This window comes from Neoroseomonas lacus, assembly GCF_014644535.1.
GTDB lineage: Bacteria > Pseudomonadota > Alphaproteobacteria > Acetobacterales > Acetobacteraceae > Neoroseomonas > Neoroseomonas lacus.
Genome location: NZ_BMKW01000016.1, coordinates 1 through 17,789 on the forward strand (window position 1 = coordinate 1; position 17,789 = coordinate 17,789).

The following is a 17,789-nucleotide window of genomic DNA, read 5'->3' on the forward strand; positions in this document are numbered from 1 at the left end:
CCGCACCCCCACCCGGCCACCCACGTCAGTACCCTGGAATGGCTGGCCGGGTGGGGGTGCGGGCCGCTGCGGGACCCCGGAACACGCCGGTAGGCGTGTTTCCAGACGGATTCTCAGCCGCGGGCCTGCAGGTCCAGGATTTCCGCGATCAGGGCGGCGGTCGCCGGTTCATCGGCCGTGGCCAAGCGGCTTTCCAGCGCCGGCAGGATATGGGCGGCGAGTTGCTTGCCCAGTTCCACGCCCCATTGGTCGAAGGGGTTGATGCCCCAGAGCGCGCCGAGGCAGGCGACCTTGTGCTCATACAGCGCGACCAGCTGGCCGAGGGTATGGGGGGTCAGGCGCGGGAGCAGGATCACCGTGCTCGGCCGGTCGCCGGTGAAGACGCGATGCGGGGCGACGCGGTCGATCTGCTCTTGCGACGCGCCTGCCGCCGCCATTTCGGCGCGCACCGTGTGTTCGGATTTGCCGACCAGCAGCGCCTCGGCCTGGGCCAGACCGTTCGCCAGCAGCTTGCGATGGCTGTCCGGATGCACGTGGCCGGGATTGGCGATCAGCACGAAATCCACCGGCACCGGCACGGGCGACTGGTGGATCAGTTGGACGAAGGAATGCTGGGCATTGGTGCCAGGTTCGCCGAACACGACCGGCCCGGTGCGGCGGCTGACCGGGGTGCCATCCGCATGCAGCCCCTTGCCGAGGCTTTCCATCTCCAACTGCTGGAGATGGGCGGGGAAACGCGCCAGGCGCTCGTCATAGGGCAGCACGGCACGGGCACAGTAGCCGAGGCCGTTGACGTGCCAGATCTCGGCCAGGGCGAGCAGCAGCGGCAGGTTTTCCTCCAGCGGGGCGGCGAGGAAATGCTCGTCCATCGCCCGTGCGCCGGCCAGGAGCTGTTCGAAGGCCGGCCAGCCGAGGGACAGCGCCAGCGAGAGGCCGATCGCGCTCCAGAGGCTGAACCGCCCGCCGACCGTGTCGGAGAAGCCGAAGACGCGCTCGGCCGGGATGCCGAAGGCGGCGGCGCCCGCCACATTCGTGGACAGCGCGACGAGATGCATCGCCGCCCCCGCATCGCCCAGGGTTTCGGCCAGCCAGCCGCGCACCAGCGCGGCGTTGGTCATCGTCTCCTGCGTCGTGAAGGTCTTGGAGGCGACCAGCACCAGGGTGCGCGCGGGGTTGATCCGGGGACGCAGTGCGTCCCAGGCATGGGCGTCGACATTGGCGAGGTAATGCGCCCGCATCGGGCAGGCCGGCGTCCACAGTGCGCGCGCCGCCATGAAGGGGCCGAGGTCGGACCCGCCGATGCCGATGTTCAGGACGTCGGAGAAGGTTTCCCCGGTGGCGCCACGGATGGCGCCGGCATGGACGGCCTCGGTGAAGGCCTGCATCTGGTGGCGAGTCTGGCGCGCGAGTTTCCAGGCGATGGTGGACGGGGTGGTGCTGGCCTCGGTCGCCGGGCGGTCGCCATGGCCGGGTGGGTAGGGCGGTGCGCCGTCGGGGATGCGCAGCGTCATGTGCAGTGCGCCGCGGCCTTCGGTGACATTGACCGTCTCCCCGCCGGCCATGGCGTCGCGGAAGCCTTCCACATCGGCGGCGCGGGCGAGGGCGAAAAGAGCGGGCAGCACGGCCGGGCCGAGGGCGGTGCGGGAGAGGTCGAGCAGCACGTCCGCAGCGCGATGCGTCATGCGTGAGGGCCGGCCGGGGTCGGCGGTGAAAAGAGGACGGATTGCCGCCGCGTCTGGCTGCTGGCCCAGAGCTTCAACCACGGCCCAGGCCGCTTCAACCTCGCTGCTCGGCATATTGCTGTCGTGTGCTCCTGTATCGCGTCCCGAATCTGGCATGGGACGAAGGGTACATCACATCACGACAACGATGACCGGTTTATGGCCGGCCGATCGCCATACGGCCGTCGCAGGACCCATGAGCGGCCGCAGCCGCCGAACCTGTCGTCGATTTCGCAGAAATCGCCCGAAGGTCCGGTGACCTTCGTTTCCTGGCGGGGCGTTCGAGGGGCGGCGCCCCTCGACCTTCCATCAAAGCCCGACCGGTTCCCCCGCCACCGTCACGGCGAGCGATTCCGGCTTCAGCAACGACCCGGCAAGCCGCACCGCATCACCCCTGGTGATCGCGCGCAGTCGTTCGTTGCGCCCGTTCAGCCAGCCGATCGGCCGGTTGTTGCGGCGCATCGCCAGCAGCGTGGCGGCGATGCGCCGGCTGTCGGTGAATTGCAGCGGCAGGGAGCCGGTGAGGTAGGCGACGGCTTCCTCCAGCTCGGCCTCGGTCGGGCCGGTGCGGGCGAGGTCGGCCCATACGCCGCGGGTGACCTCCAGCGCCTCGGCCACCTTGCCGTTCTCGGTGGCGAAGCTGCCGGTGATGACGCCGCCGCCGAACAGCGTGTCGAGCCCGACGCCGATGCCGTAGGTCAGCCCGCGCTGCACGCGGACCGCCTCCATCAGGCGGGAGGAGAAGCCGCCACCGCCGAGCACGCGCAGCACGACTTGCGCGATCTCCCAATCCGGGTCCGGCGGGGTGATGCCGGGCTGGCCGAAGACGATCTGCGATTGCGGGCTCGGCACCATGACGATCTGGCGGCCGAAGGCGGTGAAGGGCGGCAGCGGCGGCGGGGTTGCCGGCGCACCGGCGGGCAGGGCGCCGAACAGGTCCCGCAACAGCGTGGCGAGTTGGGCGGGGCGGATCGCGCCGGCGACGCCGATCAGCAGCCCGTCGCGACGCAGCTGGGCGGCCAGCGCCGCGCGCAACGCCTCGGGTGGGACGGCGGCGAGGCTTTCGGCCGTGCCGTTAGCCGGCCGCCCGGCCGGATGGTCGGGGAAGGCGGAGGCCCAGAACGCCCGCCCGGCCTGGCCGCGCGGGGTCTCCAGCTGGGTGCGGGCGCCGGCGATCGCGCGGGCGCGGACGCGCACCAGCGCATCCTCATCCATGCGCGGCGCGGTCATCGCCATCGTCGCGAGGCGCAGCGCCTCGGGCAGGGCATCGGTCAGGCAGCGGAAACTGCCCTCGAAGGTATCGCGCCCGGCGCTGAAGTTCAGCCCGACCGCCGAATCGCGCAGCGCATCGGCGAAGGCGACGGCGCGCAGGTCGCCGGCCCCTTCGGTCAGCATCGCCGCGGCCATGGCGGCGGTGCCCTCGCGCCCCGGCGCGTCGGTAGCGGCGCCGCCGGGCCAGGACCAGGAGACGGAGACGACCGGAACCGAATGGTCCTCGACCAGCCAAGCGGTGAGGGGGCCCGCGTCGACCGGCTGGATCGGCAGGGTGAAGGCGTTGGTCATCGGGTCACGCCCCTTCCGGCAGCAGCCAGGCGACCGTGTTCGGCGCGCCGCCGAGTACGGCGCGGGAGGCCTCGGCAACCTGCGTCCGGGTCACGGCGCGCAGCCGGGCCGGCCAGTATTCGACCACTTCCGCCGGCAGGCCGATGGCGAGCACGCCGCCCAGCATCCGCGGCGCGGCACCGAAACTGTCGAGCGAGAGCAGCGCCCCGGCCGAGATCTGCCGCGTCGAGCGCCCCACCTCGGCCTCGGTTGGGCCGTCCTGCAACAGGGTGGCGATGACCGCGGTGGCGGCTTCCTCCAGCCGTTCGGGCGTCACGCCGCGGCGCGGCACGGCATAGACCATGAATTCGGTCACGCCGGCGGATTCGCTGTCGTAGGAAGCGCCGGCCTGGACGGCGAGGCCGGTCTCGACCAGCGCCGCATGCAGCCGCGAACCCTGCCCACCGCCGAGCAGATGGGCCAGCACTTCAAGCGGCAGGGATTGTTCGGACTTCGCCGTGGTCAGCGAGGGCGCCATCCAAGCGCGCAGCATCAACGCCTCGCGCGCCTGGGGCTCGCGCACCGTCAGGCGGGGTTCGTGGGCGGCGGTCGGCGCCGGGGCGCGGTCGCGGTGGCGCACCTCGCGGGCGGGGACCGGACCGTAATGTTCCTCGGTGAGCGCGCGGGCCTCGGCTTCCGAGACGGCGCCGGCGAGCACCAGCGTGGCATTGGCCGGCGCGTAGAAATGGCCGTGGAAGTCGGTGAGGTTGTCGCGCGAGATGGCGCGGATCTCGTCCGCCCAGCCGATGATGGGGCGGCCGGGCCAGCTTTGCGGGCCCCATAGCGCCGCGCGGAAGGCTTCCTGGAAGCGGGCGCGCGGGTTGGAATCGGTGCGCTGGTTGCGTTCCTCGAGGATGACGCGGCGCTCGCTTTCCAGCTCATCGGCCGGGATCAGCGCGGCGGCGAGGCGATCGGCCTCCATCGCCATGATCATCGGCAGGCGGGAGGCCTCGACCTGCTGGTAGTAGGCAGTGATGTCGCGGGAGGTGAAGGCGTTGTCGTTGCCGCCTTCCCGACCGACGCGGCGCGAGAAGGTGCCCGAGGCCACGTTGGGGCTGCCCTTGAACATCATGTGTTCGAGGAAATGCGCGACGCCCGACCGCCCGGCGGGGTCCTCGCCACCGCCGGCGGCGTAATACAGGTATTGCGCGACCACCGGGGCGCGGCGGCTCTCCACCAGCGCGACGGTCAGGCCGTTGGGCAGCGTCCATTGCTTGGCGCCGAACAGCGGGGCGTCGGTGGTCGGCGCGGCGACGGCGGGCTGGTCGGCCGCGCGCGCGAAGGGCGTCACGGCGATCGATGCGGCGGCGGCGGCGGCGCGGAGGGTATGGCGGCGGGTGATCTCGGGCATGTCCACAAGATGGGGCCGGCCAGGCGCCAGGTGAAGCGTAACGACACGGTCTTACGGAAGTGTATGCCGGCGGCCGGGAAGCGCCAGCTTGGCCGGCCGGCGCTTCATGATGCGGCAACCCGGCCCCGCGTGGGTGGCCGGGCGCCTCAACCCAGGCTCAGAAGCCGAGCCACTGCCAGAACGACTGCCTTTGCGGCTGCACGACCGGGGTTTCGCCCGAATCGACATCACGCCCGAGCGCCGCGTTCTCCCGGATGCGCTGGGCTTCGCGGGTCGGGTCGACCGGCGTGCCCGGCGGTGGCGGGTCACGCCAGAAGATCAGCCGGTCGGTCAGGCTGCGGTCGGGGCGGTCGAGCCGCAGGCTTTCCTCGTCCACGCGTTGGCGGATGCTGGCGGGGGCGTCGGGGCCGGCATGCTGCAACAGCGCCGCCTCGCCCACGCTGGGGCGGACGTTGGGCGCGCGGCGCGGGTCCTGCAGGGTGAGGCCCGGGGAGAGCAGCGCCTCCGCCTGCTGGCTCGAACTGCGTTCCTGCGGGCGTGGCGACCCGGGGGTCGGGCTGGGCAGGGTGGTCATGTCCGGCGGCAGGGAGAGCGGCGCACGGGTGGTGACCTGGAACTCGTCCGGCGCGTCGCGCACCAGGCCGAGGGTGCGAGCCGTGTTGTCGCCACAGGCCGGCAACAGCGCGGCGAGGGCGAGAGCGGCAAATGCGGGGGGGAGGCGCTTCCTCATGACCCTTCCATAGGCCCGGGCTTGGGCCGGAACAAGGCATCCGCGACCAGGGCGATGACGCCGCAGACAATGGCCGCATCGGCGATATTGAAGACATACCAGTGCCAGCCGAAGGCGTAGGCGTCCACGAAATCCACCACGGCGCCGAACCGGACGCGGTCGATCACATTGCCGATCGCCCCGCCGACCACGGCGCCAAGGGCGATGGCGGTGAGGCGATTCTCCGCCCGCGCCATCCAGCGCAGCAGGAAGGCGGCGATGACGGCGGCGAGCAGGGCCAGCGCCAGATGGTGCCAGGAACCGTCGCCCGAGAGCAGGCCGAAGGTGACGCCGCGATTCCACACCATGGTGAGGTTGAGGCCAACCGGGCCGGCGGCGAAGAGCGGGAGGCTGCCGATCTCGGGCAGGGCAAGGCCGTCGAGGATCCACCATTTGCTGGCCTGGTCGGCGACCAGGATGCCAGCGGCGATGGGCAGGCCGAGGCGGAGACTCATGGGGCGGTCGCCACGAGGGGGCACCGCCCCCTCGACCCCCGCCGGGATAGCCGGGCTACCCCGGACCCCGCCGTCATGAAAGGGCCTCCACGGCGTCTTCGCAGCGGAGGCAGAGGGTGGGGTGCTTGGCAGAGCGGCCGACCTCGGGGAGGACACGCCAGCAGCGGGCGCATTTGTTGCCGGGGGCAGGGGCGAAGCTGGCCGCGGGCGCTTCGGCCGGCGCCAGCACGAAGTCCGAGGTGATGCAGGTCTCGGCCCAAGTCTCGGCGGTCAGCAGGGCGGCGTCCTCGGCCGGCACCGCGAGCACCGGGGCGGCCTGCAGGCTGGAACCGATCGTGCCGGCGGCACGCGCCTTCTCCAACTCGGCCGTCACGACGCCACGCAATTCGCGGATGCGCGCCCATTTCGCGGCCAGCACGACGTCCTTCCAACCCTCGGGCACGAAGGGGAAGTCGAGCAGATGCACGCTGCCATTCTCATCCGGGAACCGCGCCAGCCAGGCTTCCTCGGCGGTGAAGGCGAGCACCGGGGCGAGCCACGCGCACAGGCTGCGATGCAGGATGTCGAGCACCGTGCGCGCGGCGCGCCGGCGCAGGCTGTCGGACTTGTCGCAGTACAGCGCGTCCTTGCGGATATCGAAGTAGAAGGCCGAGAGGTCGGTCGCGCAGAAATTGTGGATCTCGGGATAGACGCCGGTCCAGGCAAAGCGGTCGGCCGAATCAGGGTCGGAAGCGGCGCGGATTTTCGCGTCGAGTTCGGTGACCCGGTGCAGCACCCAGCGTTCGAGTTCCGGCAACTCCGCGTAGGGCACCGTCTCGGCCTCGGTGAAGCCTTCGACACTGCCGAGCAGCCAGCGCAGTGTGTTACGGATGCGGCGGTACAGTTCCGCCTGCTGCTTGAGGATCTCCGGGCCGATGCGCAGGTCGAGCGCGGTGTCCGAATTCATCACCCACAGGCGCAATATGTCGGCGCCATACTGCTTCATCACATCCTGGGGCGCGGTGACGTTGCCCATGGATTTCGACATCTTGCGGCCCTGCTCGTCGAGCACGAAGCCATGCGTCAGCACCGCCTTGAAGGGCGCGACGCCATTGGTGCCGACCGATTCCAGCAGCGAGGAATGGAACCAGCCACGATGCTGGTCCGAGCCTTCCAGGTACAGATCCGCCGGGAAGGGCAGGCCGCGCGGCGGCAGCACGAAGGCGTGAGTCGAACCGGATTCGAACCACACATCGACGATGTCCATCACCTGCTCATACAGCGCCGGGTCGCGGTCGGGGCCGAGGAAGCGGGCGGCGGCGCCGGGCTTGTACCAGGCATCGGCGCCCTCAGTGCGGAATGCCTCGACGACGCGTTCGATGATGGCGGGGTCGCGCAGGGGTTCGCCCGACTGCTTGGAGACAAACACCGGGATCGGCACGCCCCAGGCGCGCTGGCGGGAAATGCACCAGTCGGGACGGGCGGCGATCATGGAATCGAGGCGGTTTCGCCCGGCATCAGGGACGAAGCGCGTCCTGGCGATTTCCGAGCGCGCCTTGGCGCGGATCTCGTTGCCATCGTCCATGGCGATGAACCATTGCGGCGTGGCACGGAAGATCACCGGCTTCTTGGAGCGCCAGGAATGCGGGTAGCTGTGCGTCAGCTTGCCGGTCGCGGCGAGCGTGCCGGCCGCACGCATCGCATCATAGACCGCCGTGTGCGCCTTGAAGACATGCAGGCCGGTGAAGCCCGGCGCGTGATGGGTGAAGGTGCCGTCGTCATTCACCGTCTCGGGGATCGGCAGCCCGTATTGGCGGCCGAGGTTGAAGTCGTCCTCGCCATGGCCGGGCGCGATGTGGACGAAGCCGGTGCCGGCCTCGGTGGTGACGAAGTCGCCGGGCAGCAGGGGGACGTCGAAATCATAGCCCTCGCCACGCAGCGGATGGGCTGCGATGGCGCCTTCGAGTTCGGCACCTTTCAGCACGCGCTTGACGGTATGCGCGCCGATGCCGGCGTCCTTCTCGAAGCCCGGCAGCAGCGGCAGGGCGACCAGCAGGCGGTCGCCGACCTTCAGCAGGGAGGTCTCGGTGACGCCTTCGACGTGGACCAGCGCGTAGTCGATCTCGGCGCCATAGGCGACGGCCCGGTTGCCCGGCATGGTCCAGGGCGTGGTGGTCCAGATCACGACATCGGCGCCGACCAGGTCCTCGGCGGCGGCCTTCAGCAGGCGGAACTTCGCGTGCAGCGTGGGCGAGACATGGTCGTGGTATTCGATCTCGGCCTCGGCCAGCGCGGTCTTTTCGACCGGCGACCACATCACCGGGCGCAGGCCGCGATAGAGCGAGCCATTCAGCAGGAACTTGCCGATCTCGCCGGCGATGGTGGCTTCTGAGGGGAAGTCCATCGTCGCATAACGGTCGGCCCAGTCCCCCGCCACGCCAAGACGTTGAAATTCGGCCGACTGCACGCCCAGCCAATGCGTCGCATAGGCACGGCATTCGGCGCGGAAGTCGAGCACCGGCACGGCGTCCTTGTCCTTGCCCTTTGAGCGATATTCCTCCTCGACCTTCCATTCGATCGGCAGGCCGTGGCAGTCCCAGCCGGGGACGTAGTTGGCGTCGTAGCCGGCCATCTGCGCGGCGCGGTTCACCACATCCTTCAGGATCTTGTTGAGCGCGTGGCCGATGTGCAGGTTGCCGTTGGCATAGGGCGGGCCGTCATGCAGCACGAAGGGGGTGCGGCCCTTCGACTGTGCGCGCAGCCGCTCCCACAGGCCGAGCCTGGCCCAGCGCTCCAGCATCGCCGGTTCGCGCTTCGGCAGGTCGCCGCGCATCGGGAAGGGGGTCTTGGGCAGGAAGACGGTGCCGCGGTAGTCGCGGGCCTCGGCGGGGCTGTCGGTCATGGGTGCCTGTCTCGGTGCGCCCGGCGCCGGTCAGTCGGGGCGGGCGGCGTGTCGGGGGAAAGCGCGCGCTGGAACCCGGCCCTCAGCGGAGGGCCGGGACGGTAATTCGCCGCTGCGCGACCCGGAGCATGGCAGGCTTATGCGGAGGCGGGCGGGCGGGCGTCAAGCCGCTGTGGCGGGGGAGAACGGTGCGGCGTTCGCACCGCCCCATTCCGTCAGCGTCAAGATGACGGGGCAGGCCGCGGGCGACCGGGTCGCACCGGCGATCAGGCGACAGCGGCGCAGCGCAGGCCGGAGGCGCCGGCCTCGGCCCGGGCGGTCAGCTCCCGCCAGGCCGATTCATGGCCGGCATCCGTGATGAATCTGCGCGGCAGGCCGCGCCGGCGCCAGGACGCTTCCCAGGCTTCGGCCTCCGCCCAGCAGGCGGCGGCGGCCTCCGCGCGCTGACCGGGGCTGGCCTCCGCCATGTGGCGGATGAACCGCGTCTCCAGCGCGTCGCGCTCGGGGGCCAGTGCGGCGAGAATTCCGCCGAAATCGCCGAGCACCGCGCCACGATGCAGCGCTTCGTGCTGCCACCAGCGTGTGGTGGCATCCCAGCGGTCGGCCGGCCGCGGGCCCTGCGGCGGCAGCCCCGCCTCCATCAGCACCGGCTTGAAGATCGACAGGCAGGGTGCTGCGGTGCCGGTGACCCAGTGCAGCACCCGCCCATCGGCGTGCAGTTCCGAGACCATCGAGGCGGTGCTCTGCCCGCGCCGGTCGTGGCCGGCGGCGTGCATGCAGATGGTCCGCCCGGTCGCGCGGGCCGGATGCCAGGTGTCGTCATCCTCGGCGGCCGCGCCATGGTCGCGCAGCATAGCCATCATCGAGGCCGGCGTGAGGGCGCCGTCCTGGCGTGCCAGCAATTCGGCGGCGCGGGTGCAGCGGGCGCGGCCCTGGCTCTGCGCGTCGCGCTCCAGGTCGAGATGGGCTGCGGCGAAGTCGAAATCCGCCGCGCCTTCGCAGAAGCCGCGCGCCTTGGCATCGGCGATCAGGCCCGGGCTGGCGCGCCAGATGGCACCGCGCCCAATCGACAGCGCGTTGGAGATGGCACGGCTGCGCGTGACGCGCTCAGCCACCCAGAAGCGGCCGACGGTCTCCAGCACGAAGGCTTCGCGCGCATCGGCGACGAGGTAGGCGTTGTCGTAGAAATGCTCGTTGAGATGACCGCAATCGCCGCCCTGGCCGTGGCGTTCCAGCAGGTCGATGATGACGCCGACCGCGGCCTCGGCGGTCGTGGCGCGTTCCAGCGCGAGGCGCACCAGATCCATGCCGACCAGCGCCGGTTCGTGGGCCGGCGGCAGCAGGCGGGAGAACACCGCCTCATTGCCGGCCACTACGCCGGCGGCATTGGCGCCGATCTCCGCACCCCAGCACCAGAAGGGGCGGCTCAGCAGCACGGCCTGGGTTTCGGCGGATTGCGGGATGTCGATGTAGCTACAACGGACTAGGCTGCCTGGCGCATGCCGCGCGGCCGGGCGCTGTTCGAGGAACTGCGCTTCGTTCCTTTCGCGATCGCTGTTCTTGGCGAAAAGCACCGCGCCCGTGGCAGTAGCGGAAGGCAGGGCCACCATGGTGTCGCACATCGGTTGCGGTCTCCAGGCCGGGGTGGATAGGCTTCGCGCACGCAGGCGGAACAGCGGCCCACGGCGTCACTGGTGGCACATAGCCGCCCCCGATCCGCCATGCCATGCTGCGAATCACCATCGGAGGTATAGAATGATCGCACGTCGTTACGGCAAGCCGTTCGCGCTTGGCCGGTTTCTTGGCTCTCTTGCTGTTGCTGCCCTCGCCCTGCCGCTGTTGACGACGCCCACCCGTCGCGCCGAGGCGGCGCCGCTGGTCGCCGTGCTGGAAGCCGAGGTCGCGACGCTCGATCCGCATTTCAGCACCGCCTACATCACGCGCGCCTTCGGCTACACCGTGTTCGACACGCTGTTCGGCCTGACCGCCACTGGCGAGATCCGCCCGCAGATGGTGCAGGACACCGTCATCTCCGAAGACCGCCTGACCTACACCTTCACCCTGCGCGAGGGGCTGACCTGGCATGACGGCACGCCGGTGACGGCGGCCGATTGCGTCGCGTCGCTGCGCCGCTGGATGCCGAAGGCCGGCATGGGGCGGCTGCTCGCCGGCGCCACCGAATCCCTCGAAGCCGTCGATGCGCGGACCTTCCGGCTGACGCTCAAGCAGCCCTTCGGCCTGGTGTTGCAGGCGCTCGGCCAGCCCAATACGCCGGTGCCCTTCATGATGCCGGAGCGGTTGGTTCGCGCCGCGGGCGATGGGCGCATCAGCGAGATCATTGGCTCCGGCCCCTTCGTGTTCCGGCAGGACCTGTATCGCCCCGGCGACCGCATCATCCTCGACCGCAACGACCGCTATGTGCCGCGCGCCGAGCCGGCGGATTTCCTCGCCGGCGGCAAGCGCGTGAATATCGAGCGGCTGGAACTGCGGACCATGCCGGATGGCGCGACCGCGGCCTCCGCACTGCAGCAGGGCGAGATCGACTACATCCAGAGCCCGTCCTTCGACCTGCTGCCCGTGCTGGAGCGCAACCGGCGCCTATCGGTCGGCGGGCCTGGCGGGATGAACAGCTACCAGGGCTATTTTCGGCTGAACCATGCCGCGCCGCCGTTCAACGACCCCGAAATCCGCCAGGTGCTGTGGCGGCTGTTCGATCAATCCACGGTGCTGACGGCGCTCGGGCTGCCGGAACGGCTGACCCAGCCGGGTTGCCTGTCCTGGTTCATGTGCGGCACGCCGCTGGAGAACACCGCCGGGGCCGATATCGCGCGCAACCCGTCGGTCGCCGCGGCGCGCGAGGCGTTGCGCCGGACCCGCTACAATGGCGAGAAGGTGGTCGTCCTCCAGGCAACCGACATCGAGACGCTGCGCGTCTCCTCCGCCGTCGCGGCGGACATGCTAACGCAGGCCGGCTTCAACGTGGAGCTCCAGGCGATGGACTGGGGCACGCTGCTGAACCGCCGCGGCCGGCGCGAGGGGTGGAGCCTGTTCGGCGTCACCGCCTCGGGCTTCGACCTCTCGGCGCCGCCCACGCATTTCTACCTGTCGGGCAATTGCGTGGATTACGCGGGCTGGAGCTGCGACGAACGGCTGAAGCCGCTGTTCGCCGCCTTCCCGATGGCGCAGAGCCTGGAGGAACGGCAGCGCATTGCGGGTGAGATCTCGGCGATCGCCTTCGAGAACGTGCCGGCAGTGATGTGGGGGCAGTTCGTGACGCCAGCCGCCTGGCGGAACAACCTGCGCAACCTGATCCCGTCGAGCATTCCGCTGTTCTGGAGCGTCGAGAAGTCCTGAGCGAGGGCGGTGGTGGGGGAGTTGGAGAGGGGCTCTGCCCCTCTCCAAACCTCACCTCGCCAAAGGCCTAAGGGCCTCTGGACGCCATTTTTTGGCGCCGGGCATCAGGGGCGGATCGAAGTGGGGAAGTCCCGTCGCGCCCACGACCCGGGAGGATTCCTGGCGCCGGGCAATGAGGACGTTCTGCTCTGGTGAAAGCCGTTCCCGCCCAACACCAAGTATTGGTTTCCAAAGGCCTCGGGCCTTTGGTGGGGTGAGGTCCGGAGAGGGGCGACGCCCCTCTCCGGTTCCACATCCGCCGCAACTCAACCGAGCGCGGCCTTCGCATCCTCGACATCCTGCGCGATGGCGACCTTCAGTTCCTCGAGCCCGGCGAATTTCGCGTCGGGCCGCAGGAAGCGCACCAGCCGCACGCCGATTTCCTGGCCATAGAGATCGCCGGCGAAATCGAAGATGTAGGTTTCCAGCCGCGTCTGCGGGTCGCCGCCCAGCGTCGGGCGGCGGCCGACATTGGCGACGCCCTTCGCCTCGGTGCCGTCCGGCAGGGCGACGGTGACGGCATAGACGCCGCGCGCCGGTTCCAGGTGCCGACCCAGCCACATATTCGCCGTCGGCCAGCCGAGCACGCGGCCGAGCTTGTCGCCATGCACGACCGGGCCGCAGATCTCCCACGGCCGGCCGAGCTTCTCGGCGGCGCGTTCGGGGTAGCCATCCTGCAACAGGCGGCGGATGCGGGTGGAAGAGATTGCCTCCCCGTCATGCAGCAAGGGTGGCACGACCGACAGGCCCATGCCGCGCTTCTCGGCCTCCTGCGCCAGGAAGGCGACGTCGCCGCCACGGCGGTGGCCGAAGGCGAAATCCGGACCGCAGGCCAGGTGCTTCGCACCCAGGCCCCGGTGCAGCACCTCCTCGACAAAGGCTTCCGCGGTCATGGCGGCGAACGCGTCGTCGAAGGGCAGGGCGAAGACGAAGCTCGCCCCGGCGGCGGCGAGCGCGGTGGCCTTGGCCGGCAGCAGCGTCAGCCGGAAGGGCGGGTCGTCGGGGCGGAAATGCTCGCGCGGATGGGGCTCGAAGGTCAGCGCGGCCAGCTTCAGGTCGGGCCGCGCCGCATGTGCCGCCCGCAGCACCGCCGCATGGCCCAGATGCACGCCATCCATGTTGCCCAGGGCGATGGTCGCGCCGCGGGCAGCCTCCGGCACCTGGTGCCAGCCTTCGATGATCATCGGCGCGGCTCTCAGGTTTCGCCCGGCAGCAGCCAGCGGGGCACGTCGGGTGGGGTGAAGCCGTCCAGCGCGTCGAGCGCGGCCTCGGGGTCGGGGGCGATCATTGCCATCGGGCGCATTTCGGGGCGCAGCAGGCCTTCGGCGAGCATGTGGTCGAACATCGCCATCTGCCTGCCCCAGAAGCCCAGCGTGTCGATGAAGACCACCGGCTTGCGGTGGATGCCGAGCTGCAGCCAGGTCAGCGCCTCGACCACTTCCTCAAGCGTGCCGAAGCCACCAGGCAGCACGAGGAAGCCGTCGGACATCTCGGCCATCATCGCCTTGCGTTCATGCATGGAGGCGACGATGCGCAGGTCGGTGAGGTCGCCGTTGCCGGCCTCGCGCATCACCAGGCCGTGGGGGATGATGCCGGTGACCGGGGCGCCGGCGGCGAGTGCCGCCCTCGAGACGATGCCCATCAGTCCGACCGCCCCGCCGCCGAACACCAGGCCCATGCCGCGCGCGGCGATGGCGCGACCGAGCGCTTCGGCATCGCGCGCATAATCCGGCCGCGCGCCGGCCGCCGAGCCGCAGAACACACAGACACGACGCATGGCCTACTCCGCCGCCTTGATGAGGTTGGCGCGCGAGGGGACGGAGACGAAGGCCTCGCCCTCGAGCACCGCTTCGCCCTTCACGGTGCAGACGGTGCGCAGCGTGGCGCGGTGCTTTTCGGGGTGCAGTGCCATGACCTCGACGGTGGCGGTGACGGTTTCCCCGATCTTGACCGGGGCGCGGAATTTCAGGGATTGCGAGAGGTAGATGGTGCCCGGGCCGGGCAGCTGGGTACCCAACACCTTGGTGATCAGCCCCGCCGCGAGCATGCCGTGGGCGATGCGTTCCTTGAAGATGGAGGTCGCAGCGTATTCGGCGTCGAGATGCATCGGGTTTGTGTCGCCCGTCACCGCGGCAAACAGGACGATGTCCGCCTCCGTGACGGTCTTGGAGAATTTCGCGGTGAGACCGACCGTCAGGTCCTCGAAGGCATAGAATTCCGGCATGGGAGGCGGGGTCCCCGTTGTGCGCTGCGGGAGGGTCGGTAGCCTCCCCGCCCGGGATGGACAAGGGAAAACCCCCCTGCCAGAAGCCGGGCCTTGCCCGCTGAAGGACCTTCGCCATGCCGCAGACCGAGATCGGTTCCTCCGAACGCCTGCTCGAGGAGCTCAAGGGCTGGGTGCTGCATGAGACGCCGACGACCGACGCGGTGGCGGTGAACGGGCTGATCGGCAAGGCCGAGGCCGAGCTGCGCGCGGTTGGCGCGGCGATCGAGCGCATTCCGGGCTATGACGGCTATGGCGACACGCTGGTCGCCCGCACGCCGGGCGAGGGCGCGCCGGTGGTGGTCGCAGGGCATCTCGATACCGTGTGGGACCATGGCACGCTGTCCAACTCGATGCCCTGGAAGGTCGAGGGGCCAAAGGCGCATGGGCCGGGGATCTACGACATGAAGGCCGGGTCGTTCTTCGCCTTCCATTCGGTGCGCGAGATCCTGCGCCAGAAGGTGAAGACCAAGCGGCCGCTGGTGCTGCTGCTGACGCCGGATGAGGAGGTCGGCAGCCCGACCTCACGCGCGCCGATCGAGCGTTGCGCGACCGGGGCGCGGGCGGTGCTGATCCCCGAACCCGCCGGCGGGCCGAACGGCGCCTGTGTGACCGCGCGCAAGGGCGTCGGGCGGTTCGTGATGAAGGTGCATGGCGTCTCGGCCCATGCCGGCGGCAATTGGCAGGATGGGCGGTCGGCCGTGGTCGCGCTGGCGCGCAAGATCCTGGAGGTGCATGCGCTGACCAACCTTGCCGGTGGCACCACCACCAATGTTGCGCCGATCTGGGGCGGCACGCGGCCGAATGTCGTGCCGCCCGAGGCTGGTTGCGAGATCGATTGCCGTGTCACGTCGGTCCCTGAGGGTGAGCGGATCGAGCGGCTGATCCTCGGCATGGCGGGCGAGGCCGATGGCATCCGCATCGAGGTGACGGGTGGGATGAACCGGCCACCGATGGTGGAGACGCCGGAGATCACCGCGCTGTACGAGATGGCGCGCGGCTTCGCGGCGACGCATGGCTACGATTTGCCGAAGCAGCATCGCGGCGGTGGGTCGGACGGCAATTTCACCGCGGCGATCGGCGTGCCGACGCTCGATGGGCTGGGTTGCACGGGGGCCGGCGCCCATGCGCCCTTCGAGCACATCCTGTGGCAGGACATGGCGGCGCGGTGCGCGACGCTGTGTGCGCTGCTGGAGAACATCGACTGATACCAACGGCCCCTTTTATTCTGGCCGGTGTGACCGAGAGGGGCGTCGCCCCTCTCGAACTCTCCCCACCAAAGGCCTAAGGGCCTTTGGAAACCTCGACTTGGTGCCGGGCGCCGCGGGCAGGGAAAACCCTGACGGCCGCCCTCGTGCACAAAGCGCCTCGCGCCGGTACAGCAAGCCTCCCCCGCCCTGCATCAGAAGATGGCATTCCAAAGTGCCCGGCACTTTGGCGGGGTGGTTTGGAGGGGCGGCGCCCCTCCATTCGTTCCAACCGCAGGTCATCAAATAGAGCCGTTGCTTTGACCTGACGTCCCTCCTCGGCCGCCGAGCAGGAGCATGCCGGCGCCCGCTTCGCGGCGTCGCGCGGCCTGGCAACACGATGGCGGGCGCGGCACGCCACCGCATCCGTCGTCACCCTGATGTGATCGCACAGCGGTTTTTCATTCAACCAAATGGTTGACAGTTCTCGGCGCCGCGCTGATATTCAACTACATGGTTGAATATCAAGCGCCCTCCCTGGATGCCGTCTTCCACGCCCTCGGCGACGACACGCGCCGGCGCATGCTGCGCGACCTCGCCGATGGCGAGCGCACGGTGGGGCAATTGGCCCAGCCCTACGCGATCTCGCTGGCGGCGGCCTCCAAGCACATCAAGGCACTGGAACAGGCCGGGCTGATCCGCCGCGAGGTGCGCGGCCGGACCCATCTGTGCCGCCTCGATCCCGGCCCCCTCGCCACCGCGCATCAGTGGCTGGGCTTCTACGAGCGCTTCTGGACCGAGCGTCTGGATGTCCTCGATCGGCTCCTCCGCAAGGAGGACCAGCGTCAAACCACCACCCCCAAGACAGGAGACGACCGATGAACGACCTCGCCCCACGCGACGCCTATGGCGTCCTGACCGAGCCGGCCACGCTGACGATCCAGCGCCGGCTGCCCGGCCCGGTCGAACGGGTCTGGGCCTATCTCACCGAGAGTGACCTGCGCCGGCAGTGGCTGGCGGAAGGCGAGATGGAGTTGAAGCTCGGCGCCAGCTTCGAACTCGTCTGGCACAATGACGCGCTGACCACCCCGCCCGGCACGCGGCCGGAAGGCTTCGGCACCGAACACCGGATGCGGAGCACCATCACCGCGCTCGATCCGCCCCGCCTTCTGTCGATCACCTGGGGCAGCAGCGGCGGCGTCACCTTCGAATTGGAGCCGAGGGGCAGCGACGTGCTGCTGACCGTGACGCATCATCGCCTGCCGGACCGCAACATGATGCTGATGGTCGGCGCCGGCTGGCACATGCATCTAGACGTCCTGGTCGCCCGGGCAACCGGCCGCGAGACGGAACCGTTCTGGGATGGCTGGGTCCGCCTAAAGCAGGAATACGACCGGCGCCTGCCGGCCTGACGGCGCCGGCATCGCGCCGCCCCTTCGCGTCCACCCCCCGCGCCCCCACATGCCGGGGATTGCAGAAGGAATGACGCGATGCCGAAGGCCCTCATCATCGGGGCGGGGGATGGGCTGTCCGCCTCCCTCGCCCGCCTGCTGGCACGGGAGGGCTACGCCATCGCCCTGGCGGCGCGCGACATCGCCAAGCTCGATGCGCTGGCGGCCGCGATCGGCGCCACCGCCCATGCCTGCGACGCCGCCTCGGAGACCGACATCGCCACCCTCTTCGCGCAGGAGGGCGATGCCGAGGTGGTCATCTACAATCCGTCCTTCCGCACCCGTGGGCCGATCACCGAGCTGGTGCCGGCCGATGTACAGAGAACCCTGCAGGTCTGCGCCTTCGGGGCGTTCCTGACGGCGCAGCAGGCGGCTAGGCGGATGATCCCGCGCGGGGCCGGCACCATCATGCTGACGGGCGCCTCGGCGGGGGTGAAGGGGTATCCGCAGTCCGCGCCCTTCGCGATGGGGAAATTCGCCCTGCGCGGGCTGGCGCAGTCGCTCGCGCGCGAACTGCATCCGCAGGGCGTCCATGTCGCCCATGTCGTGATCGATGGCGGCATCCGCGGCGCGCGTCGGCCAGAAAGTGGGCAGGATACGCTGCTTGATCCGGATGCGATCGCGGAGAGTTATCTGCACCTTATTCGCCAGCCGCGTTCGTCGTGGTCGTGGGAGATCGAGGTGCGGCCTTGGGGGGAGAAGTTCTGACCGGCTGA

Annotated in this window: 15 protein-coding genes; 5 read left to right on the forward strand and 10 right to left on the reverse strand. The window is 70.0% G+C overall.

Annotation, left to right across the window (positions count from 1 at the left end):
* Nucleotides 1-113 precede the first annotated feature (113 nt).
* The 7 genes from pgi to IEY36_RS25705 form a co-directional block, all read right to left on the reverse strand.
* Nucleotides 114-1,838, reverse strand: coding sequence for a glucose-6-phosphate isomerase (gene pgi / locus IEY36_RS25675; RefSeq protein WP_308423202.1), 1,725 nt, complete (start codon nucleotides 1,836-1,838; stop codon nucleotides 114-116).
* Between the two features lie 192 nt (nucleotides 1,839-2,030).
* Nucleotides 2,031-3,284, reverse strand: a complete 1,254-nt coding sequence (locus IEY36_RS25680) for a M16 family metallopeptidase (protein WP_188972322.1) — start codon at nucleotides 3,282-3,284, stop codon at nucleotides 2,031-2,033.
* A 4-nt stretch (nucleotides 3,285-3,288) separates the two neighbouring features.
* Nucleotides 3,289-4,674: a M16 family metallopeptidase gene (locus IEY36_RS25685; protein WP_188972324.1), complete on the reverse strand. Its 1,386-nt coding sequence runs from the start codon at nucleotides 4,672-4,674 to the stop codon at nucleotides 3,289-3,291.
* 157 nt (nucleotides 4,675-4,831) lie between these two features.
* Nucleotides 4,832-5,404, reverse strand: a complete 573-nt coding sequence (locus tag IEY36_RS25690; RefSeq protein ID WP_188972326.1) for a DUF3035 domain-containing protein — start codon at nucleotides 5,402-5,404, stop codon at nucleotides 4,832-4,834.
* Nucleotides 5,401-5,898, reverse strand: a complete 498-nt coding sequence (gene lspA, locus IEY36_RS25695; protein ID WP_188972328.1) for a signal peptidase II — start codon at nucleotides 5,896-5,898, stop codon at nucleotides 5,401-5,403. Before lspA ends, IEY36_RS25690 begins: the two co-directional genes overlap by 4 nt.
* Nucleotides 5,899-5,971: 73 nt before the next feature.
* On the reverse strand, nucleotides 5,972-8,779 hold the full coding sequence (gene ileS, locus IEY36_RS25700) for an isoleucine--tRNA ligase (protein WP_188972329.1): 2,808 nt from the start codon (nucleotides 8,777-8,779) through the stop codon (nucleotides 5,972-5,974).
* Nucleotides 8,780-9,045: 266 nt separating this feature from the next.
* The gene (locus IEY36_RS25705; protein ID WP_188972332.1) at nucleotides 9,046-10,401 is read right to left on the reverse strand and encodes a peptidase C69 family protein; all 1,356 of its coding nucleotides are present in this window, start codon (nucleotides 10,399-10,401) and stop codon (nucleotides 9,046-9,048) included.
* Nucleotides 10,402-10,534: 133 nt separating this feature from the next.
* On the opposite strand from IEY36_RS25705, the gene IEY36_RS25710 reads away from it, so the two are divergent.
* A complete protein-coding gene (locus IEY36_RS25710; RefSeq protein ID WP_188972334.1) occupies nucleotides 10,535-12,133 on the forward strand; it encodes an ABC transporter substrate-binding protein in 1,599 nt (532 codons plus the stop codon).
* Nucleotides 12,134-12,438: 305 nt separating this feature from the next.
* Here IEY36_RS25710 and IEY36_RS25715 read toward each other — a convergent pair whose 3' ends face one another.
* Genes IEY36_RS25715 through IEY36_RS25725 form a run of 3 tightly spaced genes read right to left on the reverse strand, consistent with a single transcriptional unit; the run spans nucleotide 12,439 to nucleotide 14,396 of the window.
* Nucleotides 12,439-13,356: a bifunctional riboflavin kinase/FAD synthetase gene (locus tag IEY36_RS25715; protein ID WP_188972336.1), complete on the reverse strand. Its 918-nt coding sequence runs from the start codon at nucleotides 13,354-13,356 to the stop codon at nucleotides 12,439-12,441.
* Between the two features lie 11 nt (nucleotides 13,357-13,367).
* On the reverse strand, nucleotides 13,368-13,949 hold the full coding sequence (locus IEY36_RS25720) for an LOG family protein (RefSeq protein WP_188972338.1): 582 nt from the start codon (nucleotides 13,947-13,949) through the stop codon (nucleotides 13,368-13,370).
* 3 nt (nucleotides 13,950-13,952) lie between these two features.
* Nucleotides 13,953-14,396, reverse strand: coding sequence for a MaoC family dehydratase (locus IEY36_RS25725; protein ID WP_188972340.1), 444 nt, complete (start codon nucleotides 14,394-14,396; stop codon nucleotides 13,953-13,955).
* A gap of 116 nt (nucleotides 14,397-14,512) precedes the next feature.
* Here IEY36_RS25725 and IEY36_RS25730 point away from each other — a divergent pair, with 116 nt between their 5' ends.
* From IEY36_RS25730 to IEY36_RS25745, 4 genes are all read left to right on the forward strand, one after another.
* On the forward strand, nucleotides 14,513-15,643 hold the full coding sequence (locus IEY36_RS25730) for a M20 family metallopeptidase (RefSeq protein ID WP_188972342.1): 1,131 nt from the start codon (nucleotides 14,513-14,515) through the stop codon (nucleotides 15,641-15,643).
* Nucleotides 15,644-16,099: 456 nt separating this feature from the next.
* Nucleotides 16,100-16,504 carry an ArsR/SmtB family transcription factor gene (locus IEY36_RS25735; RefSeq protein ID WP_229681576.1) on the forward strand — a complete coding sequence of 135 codons (405 nt, stop codon included), beginning with the start codon at nucleotides 16,100-16,102 and terminating at the stop codon, nucleotides 16,502-16,504.
* The gene (locus IEY36_RS25740; RefSeq protein ID WP_188972343.1) at nucleotides 16,501-17,034 is read left to right on the forward strand and encodes an SRPBCC family protein; all 534 of its coding nucleotides are present in this window, start codon (nucleotides 16,501-16,503) and stop codon (nucleotides 17,032-17,034) included. Before IEY36_RS25735 ends, IEY36_RS25740 begins: the two co-directional genes overlap by 4 nt.
* Nucleotides 17,035-17,112: 78 nt before the next feature.
* Nucleotides 17,113-17,781 (forward strand): SDR family NAD(P)-dependent oxidoreductase, encoded by a 669-nt coding sequence (locus tag IEY36_RS25745; RefSeq protein ID WP_188972345.1) that lies wholly within the window; start codon nucleotides 17,113-17,115, stop codon nucleotides 17,779-17,781.
* The last annotated feature ends 8 nt before the right edge of the window (nucleotides 17,782-17,789 follow it).